This window comes from Halomonas bluephagenesis, from assembly GCF_054790765.1.
Genome location: NZ_CP133631.1, coordinates 2,844,645 through 2,862,803, shown reverse-complemented (window position 1 = coordinate 2,862,803; position 18,159 = coordinate 2,844,645). Strand labels below are relative to the sequence as shown.

The 18,159-nt window shown below is 53.2% G+C and carries 13 protein-coding genes; 4 read left to right on the top strand and 9 right to left on the bottom strand.

The annotated features are described in order from the left end of the window. Positions 1-15 precede the first annotated feature (15 nt). The gene (locus tag REH51_RS12865) at positions 16-1,281 is read right to left on the bottom strand and encodes an inorganic phosphate transporter (RefSeq protein ID WP_498935977.1); all 1,266 of its coding nucleotides are present in this window, start codon (positions 1,279-1,281) and stop codon (positions 16-18) included. A gap of 9 nt (positions 1,282-1,290) precedes the next feature. Then, the gene (locus REH51_RS12860) at positions 1,291-1,971 is read right to left on the bottom strand and encodes a TIGR00153 family protein (RefSeq protein ID WP_009722224.1); all 681 of its coding nucleotides are present in this window, start codon (positions 1,969-1,971) and stop codon (positions 1,291-1,293) included. A gap of 135 nt (positions 1,972-2,106) precedes the next feature. Between REH51_RS12860 and REH51_RS12855 the strand changes: the two genes are divergently transcribed. Together REH51_RS12855 and REH51_RS12850 are read left to right on the top strand one after the other, a co-directional pair. Next, positions 2,107-3,015, top strand: coding sequence for a CYTH domain-containing protein (locus tag REH51_RS12855; protein ID WP_498935976.1), 909 nt, complete (start codon positions 2,107-2,109; stop codon positions 3,013-3,015). 29 nt (positions 3,016-3,044) lie between these two features. Then, positions 3,045-3,941 carry an ion transporter gene (locus REH51_RS12850; protein ID WP_498935974.1) on the top strand — a complete coding sequence of 299 codons (897 nt, stop codon included), beginning with the start codon at positions 3,045-3,047 and terminating at the stop codon, positions 3,939-3,941. Positions 3,942-3,998: 57 nt separating this feature from the next. On the opposite strand, the gene REH51_RS12845 is transcribed toward REH51_RS12850, so the two are convergent. The 3 genes from REH51_RS12845 to REH51_RS12835 all read right to left on the bottom strand — a co-directional run bounded on the left by REH51_RS12845 (position 3,999) and on the right by REH51_RS12835 (position 6,675). Next, entirely contained in the window at positions 3,999-4,775 is a 777-nt protein-coding gene (locus REH51_RS12845) for an HAD family acid phosphatase (RefSeq protein WP_009722221.1), read from the bottom strand. 265 nt (positions 4,776-5,040) lie between these two features. Further along, entirely contained in the window at positions 5,041-5,664 is a 624-nt protein-coding gene (locus REH51_RS12840) for an L-threonylcarbamoyladenylate synthase (RefSeq protein WP_009722220.1), read from the bottom strand. Positions 5,665-5,727: 63 nt separating this feature from the next. Continuing rightward, the gene (locus REH51_RS12835; RefSeq protein ID WP_009722219.1) at positions 5,728-6,675 is read right to left on the bottom strand and encodes a PHP domain-containing protein; all 948 of its coding nucleotides are present in this window, start codon (positions 6,673-6,675) and stop codon (positions 5,728-5,730) included. A 180-nt stretch (positions 6,676-6,855) separates the two neighbouring features. On the opposite strand from REH51_RS12835, the gene REH51_RS12830 reads away from it, so the two are divergent. Next, a complete protein-coding gene (locus tag REH51_RS12830; RefSeq protein ID WP_009722218.1) occupies positions 6,856-7,155 on the top strand; it encodes a YciI family protein in 300 nt (99 codons plus the stop codon). Positions 7,156-7,326: 171 nt separating this feature from the next. Continuing rightward, the gene (gene mnmC, locus REH51_RS12825) at positions 7,327-9,336 is read left to right on the top strand and encodes a bifunctional tRNA (5-methylaminomethyl-2-thiouridine)(34)-methyltransferase MnmC2/FAD-dependent 5-carboxymethylaminomethyl-2-thiouridine(34) oxidoreductase MnmC1 (protein WP_498935972.1); all 2,010 of its coding nucleotides are present in this window, start codon (positions 7,327-7,329) and stop codon (positions 9,334-9,336) included. Here mnmC and REH51_RS12820 read toward each other — a convergent pair. The 4 genes from REH51_RS12820 to smc form a co-directional block, all read right to left on the bottom strand. Continuing rightward, positions 9,330-9,602, bottom strand: a complete 273-nt coding sequence (locus REH51_RS12820) for a YheU family protein (RefSeq protein ID WP_498935970.1) — start codon at positions 9,600-9,602, stop codon at positions 9,330-9,332. The genes mnmC and REH51_RS12820 overlap by 7 nt on opposite strands. Beyond that, positions 9,599-11,662 carry an NAD-dependent DNA ligase LigA gene (gene ligA, locus REH51_RS12815; protein ID WP_009722215.1) on the bottom strand — a complete coding sequence of 688 codons (2,064 nt, stop codon included), beginning with the start codon at positions 11,660-11,662 and terminating at the stop codon, positions 9,599-9,601. The genes REH51_RS12820 and ligA overlap by 4 nt, the downstream gene beginning before the upstream one ends. 89 nt (positions 11,663-11,751) lie before the next feature. Next, complete coding sequence (locus REH51_RS12810) at positions 11,752-13,758, bottom strand: cell division protein ZipA (protein ID WP_498935968.1); 2,007 nt, start codon at positions 13,756-13,758, stop codon at positions 11,752-11,754. A gap of 901 nt (positions 13,759-14,659) precedes the next feature. After that, a complete protein-coding gene (smc, locus tag REH51_RS12805; RefSeq protein WP_009722213.1) occupies positions 14,660-18,151 on the bottom strand; it encodes a chromosome segregation protein SMC in 3,492 nt (1,163 codons plus the stop codon). Positions 18,152-18,159: the final 8 nt, after the last annotated feature.

The following is an 18,159-nucleotide window of genomic DNA, read 5'->3' as shown; positions in this document are numbered from 1 at the left end:
GGGTTTACCCCCGTGTTAACCGAACATGCCTTTGAACATAAAGAAGAACAGGATGGCCAAACCGGCACCTGCTGGCAGTGTGATAAGCCAAGACATCACAATCGTACCGATAACACGCAGATTAAGCGCTGCCATACCGCGTGCCAGACCCACACCAAGGATAGCCCCCACAAGCGTGTGGGTGGTTGAGATCGGAAAGCCAGTACCGGATGCCAACACCACGGTGGTCGCAGCGGCCAGCGTGGCAGCAAAACCACGGCTGGGCGTAAGTTCGGTAATGCCGGTACCAACGGTTGCAATGACTTTATGGCCGTAAGTAACAAGGCCAAACACAATGCCGCCGCCGCCAAGCACCAGTACCCACCAAGGCACTAACGCCGCGCTATCAATAACGCCGTCACTACGTACCACGCTAATTACCGCTGCCAGCGGGCCTACGGCGTTGGCAACATCGTTAGAGCCGTGGGCAAACGCCATCGCACAAGCCGTAAAGATCATCAGAACGCCAAATACCCGTTCAACATTGGCGTAGCCAAAGTGGTCACTGGCATTTTTTTCGAACTTAATGCGGCGCTGCATAATCAAGCCCAAGCCCATGATCCCTGCACCGATTAAAACCGATAGCAGCAAGCTCTGACCAAACGTCAAGTTCAGACCAACGTGGCTAAGGCCCTTGGTCAGCGTCACCATCGCCACGATAAACCCAACCAGGAACACATAGCCGGGTACGTAACGTTTGGCGGCGGCAAATGGGTCATCACTTTCGAAAATCAGGTGATGAACTGATTTGAACAGCACAAAGCCAATCGTACCGGCCAACAGTGGTGAAACGACCCAGCTGGAAGCAATTTGACCCACTTTGCCCCAAGCGACGGCTTCCATTCCAAGCCCCACCGCGCCAAAACCAACAATAGCGCCCACGATAGAGTGGGTGGTGGAAACCGGCCAGCCACGAGCCGATGCAATCATCAGCAAAATAGCAGCCGCCAGCAGCGCGGAAAGCATGCCGTAAACCAATAGTTGGGGGTTTGACTCTAGTAAGACAGGGTCAAGCATCCCGCCTCGGATAGTAGCGGTCACTTCGCCGCCCGCCAGCCAAGCACCTAAAAATTCAAAGATAACCGCGATAATAATGGCTTGTTTGATGGTGATGGCTTTCGACCCCACCGAAGTTCCCATCGCATTGGCAACGTCGTTTGCACCCACGCCCCAAGCCATAAAGAAGCCAAACAAACAGGCCAAAATAATAAAAATTTCACCGTGCTGGGCAATAATCTGCATGGAATCCCCTTAGCGTGCGGTCAAAATCTGCAGGCGGCTGCCCACGCGTTCGGCGCGATCGGATAGCTCACCGACCCAATCGATAATCTTGTAAAGAAAGATCACATCAACGGGGGGAAGCTGGCTCTCAAGCGCAAACAACTGTCGCCGAATATTCACCTGCTGATCATCAGCTTGGTGCTCAAGCGTATGCAGCTCGCGGATCATTTTCTGCATAACATCGGAAACGTTACGCCCAAAGCCGGACTCAAGGAGGTCTTTCAGCTCTTCTAACGCCTGACGCGCCTGAGCCACGCAAGCCACGCTGGTGCGCATATAATCACGCATGGGATCGGCCAGCTCATCAGGCACACGCATTTTACGTCCCAGCATAATGCCGGTAATGTCGCGCACCTTGTTGGCGATCTTGTCCTGCACGCTGATAAGGTCGAGCAAGTCAGAACGCGAGACGGGAAGGAACATCGTGTTGGGCAAATTAAGCCGAAGCTCTGTTTTCAGCGTGTCGGCGTCATGCTCTAAACGAGTGACGTTTTCACGCAATACAGCTGCGGTATCCCAATCACCGGCAAGTGATGCCTCGAAGAACGGCAACAGTTGGTCGGCACATTCATTGGCCTTGACGATGTGAGCCAGCAGCGGCTGGAATGGCGAGCGGCCAAACATCGCGGAAAAAGGGTTGGAGGTAACCATATAGCCTTTAGCCTGTTTTCGGGGAGCCTGGAAATGGCGGCGCCAGTATAAAGAGTGCGCTCGCCGCCGTCATGAAAAGTTCACAATGTAATTAAAAATTAATTGAAATGTCACAATATAAAGGTGGCTAATGTCATGAAAAATTCAACTCCTACTTCTAGTTCTGTTTCAGCACCTACCGAAATCGAGCTTAAACTCGCCCTTTCACCTGCTCAGCTAGACACGCTGCTGTGTCACACTGCGCTAGCAGCCCCCCCCGAACAGCAGCACCTTGCAAACACCTATTTCGATACCCCTGCGGGCGATATGGCCAAGGCACGGATCGCCGTGCGCTTACGCCAAATAGATGGCCGTGTGCTACAAACGGTAAAAACCGCAGGCCACGGCGGTGGCGGCCTCTCCACCCGACAAGAGTGGGAGTGGCAAGTTCCAGGCCCACAGCTTGACCAACATGACTTGGCCGCCCTACCGCCTTTTGAAGGTTCACTAGGCACCGTTATTTCAGCGCTACGCCCTGCGTTGCGCACCGATTTTATTCGGCGCAGCTGGCAAATCGACTGGCAAGGCAGCCATATCGAGTTAGTGTTGGACGAGGGAGAGATTGTCAGTGGTGGTGCTCAAGCGGCTATTTGCGAGGTTGAGCTGGAATTAAAAGCAGGCAAACCAGAGGCGCTTTGGTCGCTGGCATTGAAGCTCGCGGAAAGCGTACCGCTTCGCCCTTCTGATACCAGCAAAGCCGCTCGCGGAAATGCGTTAGGCGTGCAGCAGTGGTCACTACCTGAAGCTGATACCCCGGCTCAGTGGCTAAACAGAGCTACGGTGGCGCTGGATGCCTATCACGACAGTGGTCTAGCGGAGCACCTAACCATCGCACAACAGGCGTTAGACACACTGGCCGCCCACCCGCAGTTGGATGAAAGCACCCACCGCGATGCTCAGACATTGGCCACGGCACTGACTGATAACGGACAGCCAACTTCCGCTTATGGCGTTGCTGCGTTAACTCTGGCCCATCGCTTCGCCTATCAAACCACGCTACGCTAGAAGCATTTAGCTCACTTCAGGATGACGCGATGAGTTTTCAATTAACTCCCGGTGCAGAAGGACTTCGCACACGGCTTTTCCATATTATTTTTGAGTCCGATACGCCGGGGGCCAAAGGATTTGATATTGCGCTGATTATCGCCATCCTAATCAGCGTGGCGGGTATTTTGCTGGACAGCGTGGATAGTTATTCCGAACGCTACGGGCACATTTTTTACTATGCAGAGTGGATATTTACCCTACTTTTCAGCATTGAACTGGCGGTGCGGATTTACTGTTTAGAGCGCCCAACGATTTACCTCAAAAGCTTCTACGGCATTGTCGATGTGATTGCGATTATCCCAGCCTGGTTAGTACTGCTGGTGCCTGGTGCTCACGGACTCGTGATCGTTCGGATACTGCGGGTGCTACGCATCTTCCGGATTCTGAGATTGATGGAGTTTATCGGCGAGGGGCGTTTACTACTCGATGCGCTTAAACGCAGTCTTCGTCAGATCCTGCTGTTTTTTAGCAGCATCATGATGGTCGTCATACTGTTTGCTGCGCTGATGTACACCATCGAGTCGCCTGAAGCCGGCTTTACCAGCATTCCTATGTCGATGTATTGGGCAATCGTCAGCATGACTACCGTGGGCTACGGAGATATTGTGCCAGCCACGTCGGTAGGCAAAGCGATCACGATGATTCTGATGCTGCTGGGGTACTCGATTATCGCCGTGCCTACCGGGGTTTTTTCCGCCCAAGTTATCCGCTCTATTCGCGAAGACCGTTATTCGGAAGAAGCCTGCCCCGGCTGTGGCCATGATCGCCATGATAAACGCGCTCGTTATTGCCTGCGCTGTGGCACATGGCTGGACGAAGACAGCGAAGACCCGCGCAAAAAAGAAGAGCAAAAAGAACAGCAAAAGGACGAAAAAAAGCCCTAGTCATTCACTAGGGCCTCTTCAGCTAATTAGCTTCCCATTAAAATGGGAAGCTAAAGCTTACTCGTCTTCAAAAGGTGCTTCCCACGCTTCTAGCTCCGCGTCGCTCCAGCTTCCGTAACTCGCATTGGGGAAAACAATCCAGTCTTGGCCAAAACGCTCAGCGTGGTCGTTAACCAGATCACGCTGTTCTTCAAGGCTTGCGCCGACAAAGTCACCCGAGAAATCATGCAGCGTATCGCCCAGTTGCATTACCAACGTGTGATTGTCTTCGACAATAGCGCGACGCTCGGTCTTCGGGGGACCAAGTAGCATAACGCGCTCGTCAGATACTTGAGGGAGTGATAACGCTTCTAAGGTAGCCAGCGTATCTGCTTTGTTTTCTTGATAGCGATCCGACACGTAATAGATCGACACACCCTGCTCATCGGCAAATTCCAGGAATTCCATGGCACCTGGGTTCAAACGCGGCTCGCCTTCGCGTTCCCAATGCAACCAAGTATCCCAAGTAGTAAAGTCGTGGCAGGCCTGCATATCGCGCACTAACAAGGCACTATTATCGATGAGTGTCTCATCCACATCGGTAATGATGGCCAAATCGGCATCTTCACCATGCGCTTCAATCTGTTTTTCCAAACGATAGGTCGCCAGCTCGAAGCCTTGGCGCTGTAAAGCAATTATTTCTGCGGATTGCTGTTGGTAACGAAGTCCCATGGCGTACTCAACCTGATCACAAGCGCTAGCGTCATCGGCTACAGCGTTACCTGATAAAGGAAGTAGCGCTAAGCTTGCGAATGCCGTTGCAGTGGCAGCGTTGCGGTATCGAGATATCGTCATTAAGCAATCTCCAGTCAGTGATGGTCATCAGGTTGCAGGGAAGTTCCTGTACCACCCATCATCATTAATTATCAAAAATAAGCATAATCATCATAATTTATTTTTATTGGTCATTCAAATAAGAAAGATAGCGCGCTAAATGAATTACCTATCAATATGGTTATCATTTTTATGGATTTTTTTATGAATAGAGAAACAGGCGGGACATCAGCAGCCCCCTTGAGACTTGCCGCCAGGGGCTACCATTACAAGCTAGAGAGAGGTGTTAACTCGTAAACGGCGTAACATCGCCGCGGCCTTCTCGTACAATTTTGGGCGGCAGCTCGCGCAGATCAATCACACTCGTGGGGTCAAGGTGACAGGCTCCGCCATCGATAATGGCATCAAGATGTGCCCCAAAGCGGTCGCGGATCTCTTCAGGATCGCTCATCGGCAGGGTATCTCCAACCGGAATCAACGTCACGCTCATCAGCGGCTCACCCAGCGCACCAAGCAGCGCGTGGGTAATGCGGTGATCCGGCACACGAACACCAATGGAGCGGCGCTTCGGGTGCAGCAACAGTCGCGGCACCTCTGTGGTGGCATCCAAAATAAAGGTGTAAGGGCCTGGTGTATAGGCCTTCAGCAGCCGAAACACTGCGTTGTCCACTTTAGCGTAAGTACCAATCTCGGAAAGATCCGAACACACCAGCGTAAAGTTGTGTTTATCATCTAGCGAGCGCAGCCATTTGATCTTCTCAATGGCCTTTTTCTCACCCAAGTGGCAGCCCAACGCATAGCCTGAATCCGTTGGATACGCGACCACACCGCCTTTACGGATGACTTCTATGGCTTGGTCAATCAAGCGTTTCTGCGGATTTTCGGGGTGAATCTGAAAATATTGACTCATCACTTGCTCCTGCCCGTGGGCATATCGTTGTCCATTATGTTTTTAGGTTAGCCGATACGCGGTTTAAGACCCAGGACCTAACATACCACTAGGTGCATCGCGCAAATGAACTAAGCGCGGGTGCTGCCAAATCGGCGGCGCAGCAGTGCGTGGTATCACGCTCATACTACCGGGGGCGGCATGGCTGCCAGGGAAATGAAAATCGCTACCCATGGAGGCATACAGGTCGCGCTCGACTAGTTGCCGGGCCAGGTCGCGGGTACTATCGGGATTCTGCTGACCACTCACCAGCTCAACGCTCTGCCCACCTGCGGCCTGAAAGGTATCCATCAGTAAGCCGCGCTTGCGCCGAGTAAGCCCGTAGCGTAGCGGATGCGCCAGCACCGCTACACCACCTGAAGCCACCACCCAGGCCACTGCATCACTAATTTCCGGCCAGTGGGCTTTTACATCGCCTTTTTTACCGCTGCCTAAATAGCGCTTAAACGCGCCTGCCCAGTCAGCAACCACACCTTCAGCTACCAGCGCGCGTGCAAAGTCTGGCCTGCCTAAGGGGCGGTCGCTGCCCGCCTGGGCACGCGCTTTTTCTAGCGCGTTGGGTAAACCCATTTTTTCTAACCGCTCGGCGATCACTTCAGCCCGCTTGATCCGCGCTTCGCGCTGCTGTTCAAGCCCTTCTACCAGCGGCCCTTGCAAACCGCCGGGCATAAGCGCCACTACGTGAATGTTGATTCCTTGCCAGCGCGTGGATAACTCACAGCCAGGCACCAAGCAAATCCCAGCTTGCTGAGCCGCGACTCCGGCTTCTTCAATGCCTTCCATGGTGTCATGATCTGTCAGCGACATGTGCGTAAGACCACGCTCAGCGCACAGCTTTACCAGCTCGGTAGGGGTAAGCGCGCCATCTGACGCGGTAGAGTGCATGTGTAAATCCACCGTATAACGCTGGTCGGCATCAAACACAGGGGGCAGAGAGTTAGCAGGAAGATAGTTCTCAGGAAGTAGGGGCATAAGCATGACGCCGTGTGGCGAGTTTGTCAGAATAGGATGGTGTGAATAAAAAATGGTGTGAACAAAACAGGCATCCTGTTTTCATTTAACGGTATACAGGCGCTCGCCATGGTGCGCGCTTACAAGGGCGCGGTCAATTCGACACTGGACAACCGCCCCAGCATACAAGGAGTTATCCCCATGCTTTACGCTATTATCAGTGAAGATGTATCTAACAGCTTGGAGCGCCGACTAGCGGCACGCCCGGATCACCTTGGCCGCCTGGAAAAGCTACGTGATGAAGGCCGCCTAGTTCTGGCTGGCCCCCACCCCGCTATTGATACCGACAACCCAGGCGATGCGGGCTTTAGCGGTAGCTTAGTCGTTGCCGAATTTGAAAGTCTTGAGGACGCACAAGCATGGGCTGATGCAGATCCATACATCATCGCGGGGGTCTATGCCAAGGTAATTGTTAAGCCGTTTAAAAAAGTTATGCCTTGACCGATAGCGGCGAGTGTGAAGAGTCCGTCTTCTTTTTCACAGAGCCTGTGGAAAACTCTGTGAAAACTCGGCGGACGCTTTTCCCAAAGCTAGAGATGATGCCCTTATCAACAAGTTGATCATTTTTTAACCAATCTTTAACACAAACTTCATCAGTACGGGGATACCCGCGTGACTCAACGCTCTACTGCCCTGCCCCCACTCGCGGCGTTAACGGCTCCCTTACTCACCTGGAACGAGACGTCTCCCCATTCAGACGCCTTCGACGATGTGTATTTTTCCAGGGAAGACGGCCGTGCTGAAACCGAACACGTTTTCCTGGGGGCGAATCACCTTCCCGAGCGCTTTGCGGATTGGCAACACAGCCGCGCGTTTGTGGTTGGCGAAACAGGCTTTGGCACTGGGCTTAATATGCTGTGCGCGTGGGACTGTTTTGAACAACACGCACCGGGTACTGCGCGCCTTCATCTGTTATCCACTGAGAAGTTTCCGCTTGACCGAGTGTCTCTTGAGCGCGCGCTAAGCGCTTGGCCTTCTTTGGCGCACTATGCACAGGCGCTATGCGCCCAATGGCCTGAAGCCGTCAGCGGCATTCACCGTCTTCATCTCAACGAGCGGGTAACTCTGGACCTGCACTTTGGCGACACCACAGAACGACTAAACCTGCTAGATGGCCAAGTCGACGCATGGTTTCTAGACGGCTTCGCTCCCTCTAAAAACCCAGAAATGTGGCAGGCTGAGCTATTCGAGGCCATGGCAGCGCGCTCTCGACCAGGGGCCACATTCGCCACGTTTACCTGTGCCGGTGTCGTTAAACGAGGATTAAAAGCAGCGGGGTTTAGCTGGCAAAAGGTCCCTGGATATGGACGGAAGCGGGAAATGTTAGCGGGCCATATCGACACGCCGCCTAACGACACCCGCCGCCAATCCACCCCTTGGTTCACGCCGCCTGCGGCAAGGCCCGCCAACCATGTAGTCATCATTGGGGCAGGCATGGCCGGTTGCAGCATTGCAGCGGCGTTAGCCAAGCGGGATATTCAAGTAACGGTCATTGAACGCGATGCTCCCGGCGCAGGTGGCTCTGGCAATCGTCAGGGAGCGCTGTACGTAAAGCTAGCAGCGGAAACGAATAACCAAAGCCGGTTCTATTTATCAGGACTTCTCTACAGCCAGCGGTGGCTTAGCCAACAGGCGTCCACCTCGCCACAGAAAACGCCGCTGTGGCAGCCATGTGGCGTAGTGCAACTGGCATTAAGTGACAAAGAGGCTATTCGCCAGCAGCACTTTATGGCACGCCACCCGCTGCCAGAAGCGGTGGTGTCAGCTCAAACGGAGACGCTTAGCGAACTAGCTGGTGTTCCTGTTACAGCGGGTCACGGGCTTTTTTATCCCCAGGCAGGCTGGGTGCGCCCCAAACTGCTCTGCGAACAGCTGTTACAGCACGCTAATATCACCTTGCATCAAGGGGAAGTGATGAGTCTGCAGCACGGCAGCGGTTGGCAGGTCAAATTGGCCAGTGGCGATACGCTGACCGCCGACCATGTTGTGGTGGCCAATGCGTCGCTGGCCAACCGCTTTGCGCAAACCGCGGCGCTCCCATTGCAGCAGGTTCGCGGCCAGGTTAGCGAGATGACGCTTCCTGCAGGAACTCAAGGCCCGCAACGTGTGGTATGTGCTGGCGGCTATGTATCCCCGCCAGTGGAAGGCGTGCTGACGTTTGGGGCCAGCTTTGTGCCCAATAACGCCACGAGCGACGTTACAACAGCGGATCACCAGCGCAATATCGATGAACTTCGCCAAGCACTGCCTGAGTGGGTCGCCGCACTTGAGACTGCTGGTGTAACACTAACCCCCGACACTCTAGCAGGCCGTGCTGCCGTACGTGCAGCAAGCCCAGACAAAAGCCCCTACGCGGGGCCAGTGCCTAATGCCGATGCATGGCAGCAGGATTACGCGGCGTTGCGAAAAGATGCGTCTAACGTGCCTGACACCCAAGGGAGGCACCATTCAGGACTGTGGATATCTACCGCACACGGCTCTCGGGGACTTGCCAGCGCCCCGCTCTGTGCCGAGGTCATTGCCTCGCGAATGTGTGATGAGCCGATGCCACTAGAGCTGTCGTTAGTGGACCATTTACATCCAGGTCGGCGGATTATTAGCGCGCTAGTACGCGCTCAGTAATCGCCCTCTTCCTCATCATCGGCAAGATCTCGCCCAAAGGAGCGCCATTGGGCGAGAGTCATCACCTCGGTCATTTCCAATTCGAGATCGTGAGCGATAATAAGCTCATGACGCTCAAGCTGCTGCTTCAGCTCAACCCCCCAGCCGTCCATGCCCGCGCCAGTATCGGTGGTGTCATATCCCTGACGAGTCACAAATGTCTCAAGCAAAGCATCCAACGTTTCCGGCGGCAGCATGCGTGCTGGAACTTCAATAAAACGGCTCATTCACTCTGCTCCCAGGCAGCTAGACGCTCGATAAAGGTGGCTTCATCGATCACCTCAACGCCCAGCTGCTCTGCTTTGGTTAATTTACTGCCTGCGGCCTCGCCTGCCACAAGGCAGGTGGTTTTCTTGGAAACACTGCCGGCCACCTTAGCACCTAGCGCTTGCAGCCGAGCCTTGCCATCATCGCGGGTCATGGTGTCCATCGTGCCGGTGAGCACCCAGGTCTGCCCCTTCAAGGGCGTCGGGCCTTGAGTCACTACACTCTCTTGCCAGGTAATACCAGCATCGCGCAGTGCTACAATCGTTTCCTGATTGTGCGTTTGGCGGAAAAAAGTGTGAACATGAGCGGCCACAATCGGACCAACATCATTAACCGCTTCTAGCGCCGCTTGATCAGCTTCTTGCAGGGCCTGAAGTGTACCGAAGTGGCTGGCTAAATTTGCCGCTGTGGCTTCGCCTACTTCGCGAATACCTAAAGCGTAAATAAAACGTGCCAGCGTGGTGTGCTTGGCCTTATCCAGCGCATTTACCAAGTTGGTCGAGGATTTTTCCCCCATGCGCGGTAGCGTCTGAAGCTGTTCAACGGTTAAGCGAAACAAATCCGCCGGTGTTTTCACCCAGTCCAGTTCCACCAATTGTTCAATCAGCTTTTCGCCCAACCCATCCACATCTAACGCCTTACGGCTGACGAAATGCTTTAGCGCTTCTTTACGCTGAGCGGCACAATAAAGCCCACCTGAGCAACGAGCTACCGCTTCGCCTTCTAGCCGTTCAATATCCGAACCGCACACCGGGCAGTGCTCAGGAAAGGTAATCGCACGCGCCTGCGCAGGGCGCTTGTCGATATCTACCCGCACCACTTGAGGGATCACGTCGCCCGCGCGGCGAATAGCCACCGTATCACCAACCATCACACCTAAACGGGTGATTTCATCAGCGTTATGCAGCGTGGCGTTCGATACCGTAACACCGGCAACGGTGACGGGCTCTAGCCTAGCGACCGGGGTAATCGCGCCAGTACGGCCTACCTGAAACTCTACATCGTTAAGCGTCGTAACTTCTTCCTGGGCAGGAAACTTAAACGCTACTGCCCAACGTGGCGCACGCGCCACAAAACCAAGCTCCCGCTGGTGGCGCAGGTCGTTAACTTTGATCACTACGCCATCAATGTCGTAACCCAACTGGTCTCGCTTTTCACCCAGTTGCTCGCAGTAGTCAGCCACCAACTCAGGGCCACTGACAGTACGAAGCTCCGCACTGGAGCGAAAGCCCCACGCTTTGAGCCTTTCCATTTGCTGGCTATGGGTTGTCATTATGCTATTGCCGAGTGCGCTATCGGCAATATTCGCTATATCAATTCGGGCGACTTGATAAGCATGAAACTCTAATGGGCGTGTTGCGGTAATTCGCGGATCAAGCTGGCGTAGGCTGCCAGCCGCCGCATTACGCGGGTTAGCGAAGACCTTACTGCCTTCTTCCCTGGCTCGATCATTGAGCGCTTCAAAGCCTGCATGACGCATAATGACTTCGCCGCGTACTTCTAATAACGTTGGAATATTGTCGCCCAATAGCTTTAGCGGAACGGACTTCAAAGTGCGCAAATTCGATGTAATACCTTCCCCAGTACGGCCATCGCCACGGGTTGCGCCGCTAACCAGTATGCCCTGCTCATATACTAACGATACCGCGGCACCATCAAGCTTTGGCTCACAGCTAAATTCAATGTCTCCGACCTGACACTCCAAACGCTCAGCCACTCGCTCGGCAAATGCCGTAATATCATCGCGGCTAAAAGCGTTATCCAATGAAAGCATCGGGATCGCGTGGGCGACTTCAGGAAAACCTTCCGCTGGTGCAGCCCCCACGCGCTGAGTAGGGGAATCCGGCGAGACCAAGTGGGGGTATTCAGACTCCAATTGCTTCAACCGCTGCAGCTTGCGGTCGTAATCTGCGTCGGTCAGCTTAGGGTTGTCTAATACATAGTAGCGGTAGTTTGCATCATCAAGATCAGCGCGCAGCTGGCTAATCTCTTCCAGAAGTTTTTTCTCAGGCTGACTCATTCAGTTGTTCCGGCATACAAAAAAACAGGTGTTTAGTAACAAAAACACCCGCCTTCTTTAGGAAGGCGGGTGTTGAAGCGACGCGGCGTTTAGCGTGCCTGCATATGACGATGCAGGCGATGGCGACGTTCAAACTCATGAACCCGCTGGCGCGCAAACTCTATCGTTTGCGCGGTCATCACGCTACGGTTTTCATCTTTAAGCTCACCGCCCATATGGCGTACGACAACCATTGCTGTTTCGACCATGGCTTCAAACGCCGCTGAGCTATCACTGGCACCCGGTAGCGGCATTAGGAACGTAATACCAGGGGTCACAAACTCATCCATTTCTTCAATAGGGAACGTACCAGGCTTGAGTACATTCACCATTGAAAATTGCAGTTCGCTGTCGAAGCTTTCTGTTTCGAATCGGTGAAAGACGCCCATTTCACGACTATAGCGAAGACCGCAGGCCATGATTAGTTCAAGCAGCTTACCGCCGTCAAAACCTTCAGGCTCCCGCGAAAGCACGCTGATCACCACCATTTCAGAAGCGTCGGTGAGCGTATCCCTGGCGCGCTCGCTGTTAACATCATGACGTAGCGCTTTTTCTAACGTGGGATGCGTACGCACAACATTATCCCGGTATCCCGTTTCGGGTGCGTAATCGTCATAGCCATCAACATCTTCATAACCATCAACATCGTGATAGCTATCGTCGTGCGCAGAAATCGTCGCCTCGTTATATTGCGCAGCCTCACGCTCCGCGGCAGCGCCCACCGCAGCGGCCTCACGTGCTTCAGCTTGTTCTTGTGCAATACGCGCTTTTTCGGCTTCTGCCGCCTCTTTTGCTTCGCGACGCTGCTGCGCCTCAAGCGCTTTGCGCTCGGCTTCAAGTGCTTTACGTTCTGCTTTTTGCTTGGCAAGAGCTTCCGCTCGTTTAGCTTTCTCTGCTTTCTTACGCGCTTTTTCTTTACGACGCTCAATTAAGCGACGTTTGAAGGAACGCCCAATACCTTCGAAGTCGACCAAACGATATTCATCAACCTCATCATCGTCTAGGTCTCTGTCTTCACCCGCAGTGTCTGACCGCAATTGACGACGTTTGGGAGTGTCAGAGGCATGTTGAGCAAATACGGCATCTTCAGGTTCGGCTCTCAGCGTCGGCTCTACTTCTACGCTCGGTTCAGCTGCAGTAATGGTATCTTCTGCCGTTTTTCCAACTGAAGTCTCTACACTTGATGCAATTTGCTCATCAATTCCAGCTGACGCCGCTTCCGCGCGGTTCTTAGCTTCAAGATTTGCAGTTTCTTGAGTAGCCGTCTGATGTTCTTGCTCCTCACCTACTTTCACTTTCTCAACATCTACTCTCTGATCATTGGCGTCTGATTTGTAATGCTCGGCTCGTTCAGGTACTGGCTGTGCGCCGGGGCTATCGGTGCGAAGTGCCTCAGGGCTATTTGTTTCAGGATTAAACGACTTAGGGCTAACAGGTTCAGTTGGAGATGTAGGTTCTTCGCTCGTCGTTTGGCGAGCGGCTTCTGTTTGCTGAGTTTCAGTGCTAGCGATATTGTTGGTTTTTTCGTCAGCCATAAATACGCTAGGCTCCCGGCGCTCGGGTTCAGGAATCGCAGACATGCCTAGCGTGTGCTCGACTGAAGCAGTATCTGGCTGAACGTGTGTGTGATTCGCCGACATGGAATGCCCGACAGCAGACGGCTGTTCATGTTTTCGTGGCTCATTTTTACGAGACCATGAGAAATGAGCATTAGCTTTTGATTTAGCCGAGCTGGCAGAGTTAGAAAAAGAACGGCGAAAATCAGACAGCACTTTGGAAGGCCCAGGGTGCTCTTGGCGTTCCAACTTGGGTTTTTGCCCAAGATTGCTATAGTCAGCAGGCTTAACGACCCGAGCACCACCATTAGGCAGTTCCCAGTTTATTTCCGCTTCTTTGACTTCATCATTAAATTCTTCGAATTTAGCGGCTGGCAAGTCTTTGACTGCTTGATCCAGACGGGGCACACGGCGTTGGCGTTGAAGCCTGCGCACACCGTCAACAACGATGAGCGATACCAGTGCCAGTCCTAGAATGATTAACCACTCTCTTAATTCCATGTCGAGCATTCCATGGGTCAATATACCGGTTGCAAAGGCGCTATGCCTGATGACGTAACATATCCGATGTTAGCTAACTACCATCAAGCATAGCGCGGTTGCTACGAAAAGGGCCACTTTTTGCAGATTTTCACGCTTTAACACCGCTATAGGTGGTTTTAGGCCAAATCTTGGACTATATCAACTAAGAAAAGTGCCATTTTAGCGCTAATTTATCCCGACAGGACATATCGCCACATCATTGTCTGCTTTCTATAGGGAAGATTTTCTTTCCCTCGCTCGCCCTTCACACCTAAACATGACAAGCCTACATTCAAACTCACGTAACGAAACGCCACTGCTCTGCCAAGACTGCCCTGCCAACTGCTGTTCTATCAAAATCGTTCTATCAAAAACGTTTCAACAAATGCGGCGCTATCAAAACTGTCTTCACAAGAAGCGTTGTCATAACAAACCGCATGTAATAGCTAATGAAATCATAGCATATATGTTTTAAACCATTAACTAACGCTGCACAAAGATAATAAAAGTTCACATTTCAGATTTATCCGCTTTAGATAAATGAGCTTGTTCAGCTGCGCGATTTTCTTTAGCAGGAGCAACCCCCAGCATCATGATCAACTCAGTTAACCAAAAACAAAGAAATAAAATAAACCGCTGATAAATATAGATTTTTATAATGAAAATAAAAAGAAAGAAGCGCTATAAATAGTAACTAATGAGCACAGCCTGGGATAGCTAGGCAACGTCAACTATAAAGCGGCAGGGCTCTCTATCTATTCAACACACAATCGGTCACAGGCTCGCTGAATAGCCATTTTTTCATATTTCACGAGACATTTAAGGAGTAAATTCGTTTAATTCACTGCAATAGAAGGCTCTGCATTTTCCGATAAAACACTCAATCAACCAGCGCAGCAGCCTCATCAATACCCACCGATACAAGCCTCGACACACCAGGCTCCTGCATGGTGACCCCCATTAAGCGCTCGGCGGCCTCCATCGCGATTTTATTGTGGGTGATATAGATAAACTGAACGCTTTCTGACATTTCTTTAACAAGTTTGGCATAGCGCCCTACGTTGGCATCATCCAACGGGGCATCTACCTCGTCCAGCATGCAGAAAGGCGCAGGATTCAGCTGAAAAATTGCAAAAACCAACGACAGTGCTGTTAGCGCCTTTTCACCACCCGACAATAGGTGAATGGTGCTGTTTTTCTTACCTGGCGGTCGCGCCATAATTGCCACACCGGTTTCTAGCAAATCATCCCCAGTGAGCGTTAACCAAGCAGCCCCTCCGCCAAACACCCGTGGAAATAGCGTTTGTAGGCCAGTGTTAACTTGATCGAATGTTTCTCGAAAACGCACGCGGGTTTCCTGATCGATGCGTTTAATAGCCCGCTCTAAGGTTTCCAATGCTTCCGTAAGCTCAGCGTGCTGCGCTTCCAGATAGTTACGCCGTTCGGCCTGTTGATCGTACTCTTCGATTGCCGCAAGGTTGATGGCACCTAAACGGCGAATCTTATCTGTCGTGTTTTCCAACCGTTCCTGCCAAGCAGTTTCACTGGCATCGCTAGGCAGATGCTCGGCCAGAACATCTGGGTCATGGCCCAGTTCTGCTAATTGTTCATCCTGAGTAGCCGCCTTAAGCGCCAGCGCTTGTACATCCATACGGCGCTGCTGCAACTGTTCACGACTTTGCTCCAAGTTACGCTCATGCTGCTGGCGGGCCAGCTCATCATTGCGCAGCTGCTCCGCCAATGCCTGGGCTTGCTGGCGTGTGTCATTGAGGCGGCGTTCCTGCTGCTCGCGCTGGTGTAGCAGCTCTTCTAACTCTTCGGCAGCCAACTCATCGGGCTCTACCAGCATTTCCCGCGACTCTTCTAACTCAGCAATACGTAGCGAAAGGCGCTCTTCGCTGTCGCTACTGCGACTTTGCTGGGCACGTAGGCTATCCCGTTCAGCGTTCAACCGCTCTCGCTCTAGTGCCAATGCCTGCTGACGCGCCTTCATAGGAGCATGCTGTTGATTTAACAGGTCACGCTGCTCACGCTGATGGCCGCGATGTTCAGCGCTGGTTTCACGGGCTTCGGTAGCGGCTTCCAGTTGCTCCATCGCGGCATGCCATCGAGCGCGCTGCTCTTCTAGAGTGAGCGTTAACTCCGCCTCATCCTCTTGTAGCTGAGCGAGTTCATCATCCAACTCAGTGGCGCGACTCTCTAAATGTTCCAGACGTTGGGCTAGTCGCTGCTCTTTCACTGCAAGTTGCTGAAGCACAGCCGCGTGGGCACGCTCTTGCTCGGCCTGCTGCTCGCGGGTTTGCTCTAGCGCCTCAATAGCTTCGCTCGCGGCTTCGCACTGCTCATCCAGCAACGCTAACGCGTCTTCATCCTGTGTGAGACGGGCGTCTAATTCATCAAACCGGCGGCGTGTGACCAGCAGTGCATCGACGCCTTCACCGTTAGCCTGCTGGTGCAGCCAGCCGCGCCCGCGCCACACGCCTTCCCGACTGACAACACTCTCCCCTGGCGCTAAGTCAGCTAACCGCGCATCAGCATCTTCGTTCGTTTCAGCGTAGTGAATACTTGATAACCACCCCCCTAACGCACCGGCTCCCTTCACCAACGAATCCAAGCGCTGCGCTGATGACGCAGGCCGCTCAGCTTGATCAATCAAGCACCAATCAGTGGCAAGGGCGTTAGGTAGCGCGGTTAGCTGGTTCGCAGACACTAAGCGGGCGTTTAACCACGGCGCAAGCAGCCAGGAAATCACTCGCTCCCAGCCAGGTGCCACACTAATCGCTTCACCGAGCCGTGGCGCATCGGCTAAGCCTTGAGCCACTAATGCGTCACTTAAATCAGGGTCGTGATCTGCTAGGGCAGCATCAATTAACGCCTTTAGTGACGAGAGTTCGCCTTGATGTTGAGTTAATTCGGCACGCTGGTGATCACGAGCCTGGGAGGCCTGTTGATAAGCTGTTTTGGCATCGCTATAGCGTTGCTGCCACTGGTCACGTTCGGCTTGGAAGGCTTCAGCACGTTGCTCAGCCTCTTCTCGCTGGGCTTGGCATTCAGCGTGTTCGTTACGCAATTCAGTGACATCTGCAAGTTCGCCACGCTGTTGACGGCGGCGCTGATTTTGCGCCTGCATGCGCGCAATGCGCTGCTCTAAGTCGCGTAACTGGTCTTGGCTACGGTCCGCTTCCCGACTGGCATCGCGCCAGTGATTCTCCGCATCTGCCCACTGCTGTTCGGCAGCTTCTAGGACGGGAGTCGCATCCGCTAACGTTTGCTCAAGCGTCTCTAGCTGCTCTTCAAGGGCTTCATGCTCCGGAAGCAAATCCTCCAAGCGAGCCTCTATGGCGACAAAACGCTCCTGGTCGCCTTCGCTGACCCGACGCTGTTCGTCAAGATCGCGGCGGGCCGTTGCTATATCGCTGGCCAATTGAGCTTCACGACTGCGTCGGTGCGCTTGATCTTGCTCCAGGCGGGCAATACGGGTGGTGGTTTCAAAAAACTGTTGCTGATGGCGATCCAGTACATCGGCCAGTTCATCGTGCTGTTCGCGCGCTTGTTCCAGGCGCGTTTCACACTGGCGCACGCCAAAGACATCTTTCTCTACCGCAATTTCCAGCTCGCGTACTCGGCTCTCTTGATGAGATTGCTCAGCGCGCAATGCACGTCCGCGCACTAACGCCAGCTCGCCTTTTAGGCGGTACTCCTGCTGTTTTAACTCTTGATAGCGCTTGGCTGCTTCTGCCTGACGCTTGAGACGTTCGAGCTGTTTGTCCAGTTCTTCACGGATATCATCCAGGCGTTCCAAGTTCTCCTGAGTGCGGCGCATGCGGTTTTCGGTTTCCCGGCGGCGCTCTTTGTATTTTGAAATACCGGCAGCCTCTTCAAGCGTGGCACGCAGGTCATCGGGACGTGCTTCGATTAGCCGTGAAATCATTCCCTGGCCAATAATGGCGTAAGAACGTGGGCCTAAACCGGTGCCCATAAACAGGTCGGCGATATCTCGCCGACGGCACTTTTGACCGTTAAAGAAGTAATTGGATTGGCCGTCGCGGGTGACTAAGCGTTTTACCGCAATTTCTGAGTACTGAGCGTAAACGCCGCCCATACCGCCATCGCGGTTATCGAATTTGAGCTCGATAGAAGCTTGACTGATCGGCTTACGGCCCGTGGAGCCGTTGAAAATAACATCAGCCATGGATTCGCCGCGCAGAGTTTTAGCGGAGGACTCCCCCATTACCCAGCGCACTGCATCGATGATATTGGATTTGCCACAGCCATTTGGCCCAACGATGGCAGTCATATTGCCATCGAAAGGCACCGTTACTGGATCAACAAAAGACTTGAACCCAACAAGACGAATAGAGGTTAAGCGCATTGCGACCC

Coding starts and splice junctions, on each gene's coding strand:
- REH51_RS12865 (WP_498935977.1), bottom strand. CDS start 1,281: ATGCAGATTATTGCCCAGCACGGTGAAATTTTTATTATTTTGGCCTGT.
- REH51_RS12860 (WP_009722224.1), bottom strand. CDS start 1,971: ATGGTTACCTCCAACCCTTTTTCCGCGATGTTTGGCCGCTCGCCATTC.
- REH51_RS12855 (WP_498935976.1), top strand. CDS start 2,107: ATGAAAAATTCAACTCCTACTTCTAGTTCTGTTTCAGCACCTACCGAA.
- REH51_RS12850 (WP_498935974.1), top strand. CDS start 3,045: ATGAGTTTTCAATTAACTCCCGGTGCAGAAGGACTTCGCACACGGCTT.
- REH51_RS12845 (WP_009722221.1), bottom strand. CDS start 4,775: ATGACGATATCTCGATACCGCAACGCTGCCACTGCAACGGCATTCGCA.
- REH51_RS12840 (WP_009722220.1), bottom strand. CDS start 5,664: ATGAGTCAATATTTTCAGATTCACCCCGAAAATCCGCAGAAACGCTTG.
- REH51_RS12835 (WP_009722219.1), bottom strand. CDS start 6,675: ATGCCCCTACTTCCTGAGAACTATCTTCCTGCTAACTCTCTGCCCCCT.
- REH51_RS12830 (WP_009722218.1), top strand. CDS start 6,856: ATGCTTTACGCTATTATCAGTGAAGATGTATCTAACAGCTTGGAGCGC.
- REH51_RS12820 (WP_498935970.1), bottom strand. CDS start 9,602: ATGAGCCGTTTTATTGAAGTTCCAGCACGCATGCTGCCGCCGGAAACG.
- ligA (WP_009722215.1), bottom strand. CDS start 11,662: ATGAGTCAGCCTGAGAAAAAACTTCTGGAAGAGATTAGCCAGCTGCGC.
- REH51_RS12810 (WP_498935968.1), bottom strand. CDS start 13,758: ATGGAATTAAGAGAGTGGTTAATCATTCTAGGACTGGCACTGGTATCG.
- smc (WP_009722213.1), bottom strand. CDS start 18,151: ATGCGCTTAACCTCTATTCGTCTTGTTGGGTTCAAGTCTTTTGTTGAT.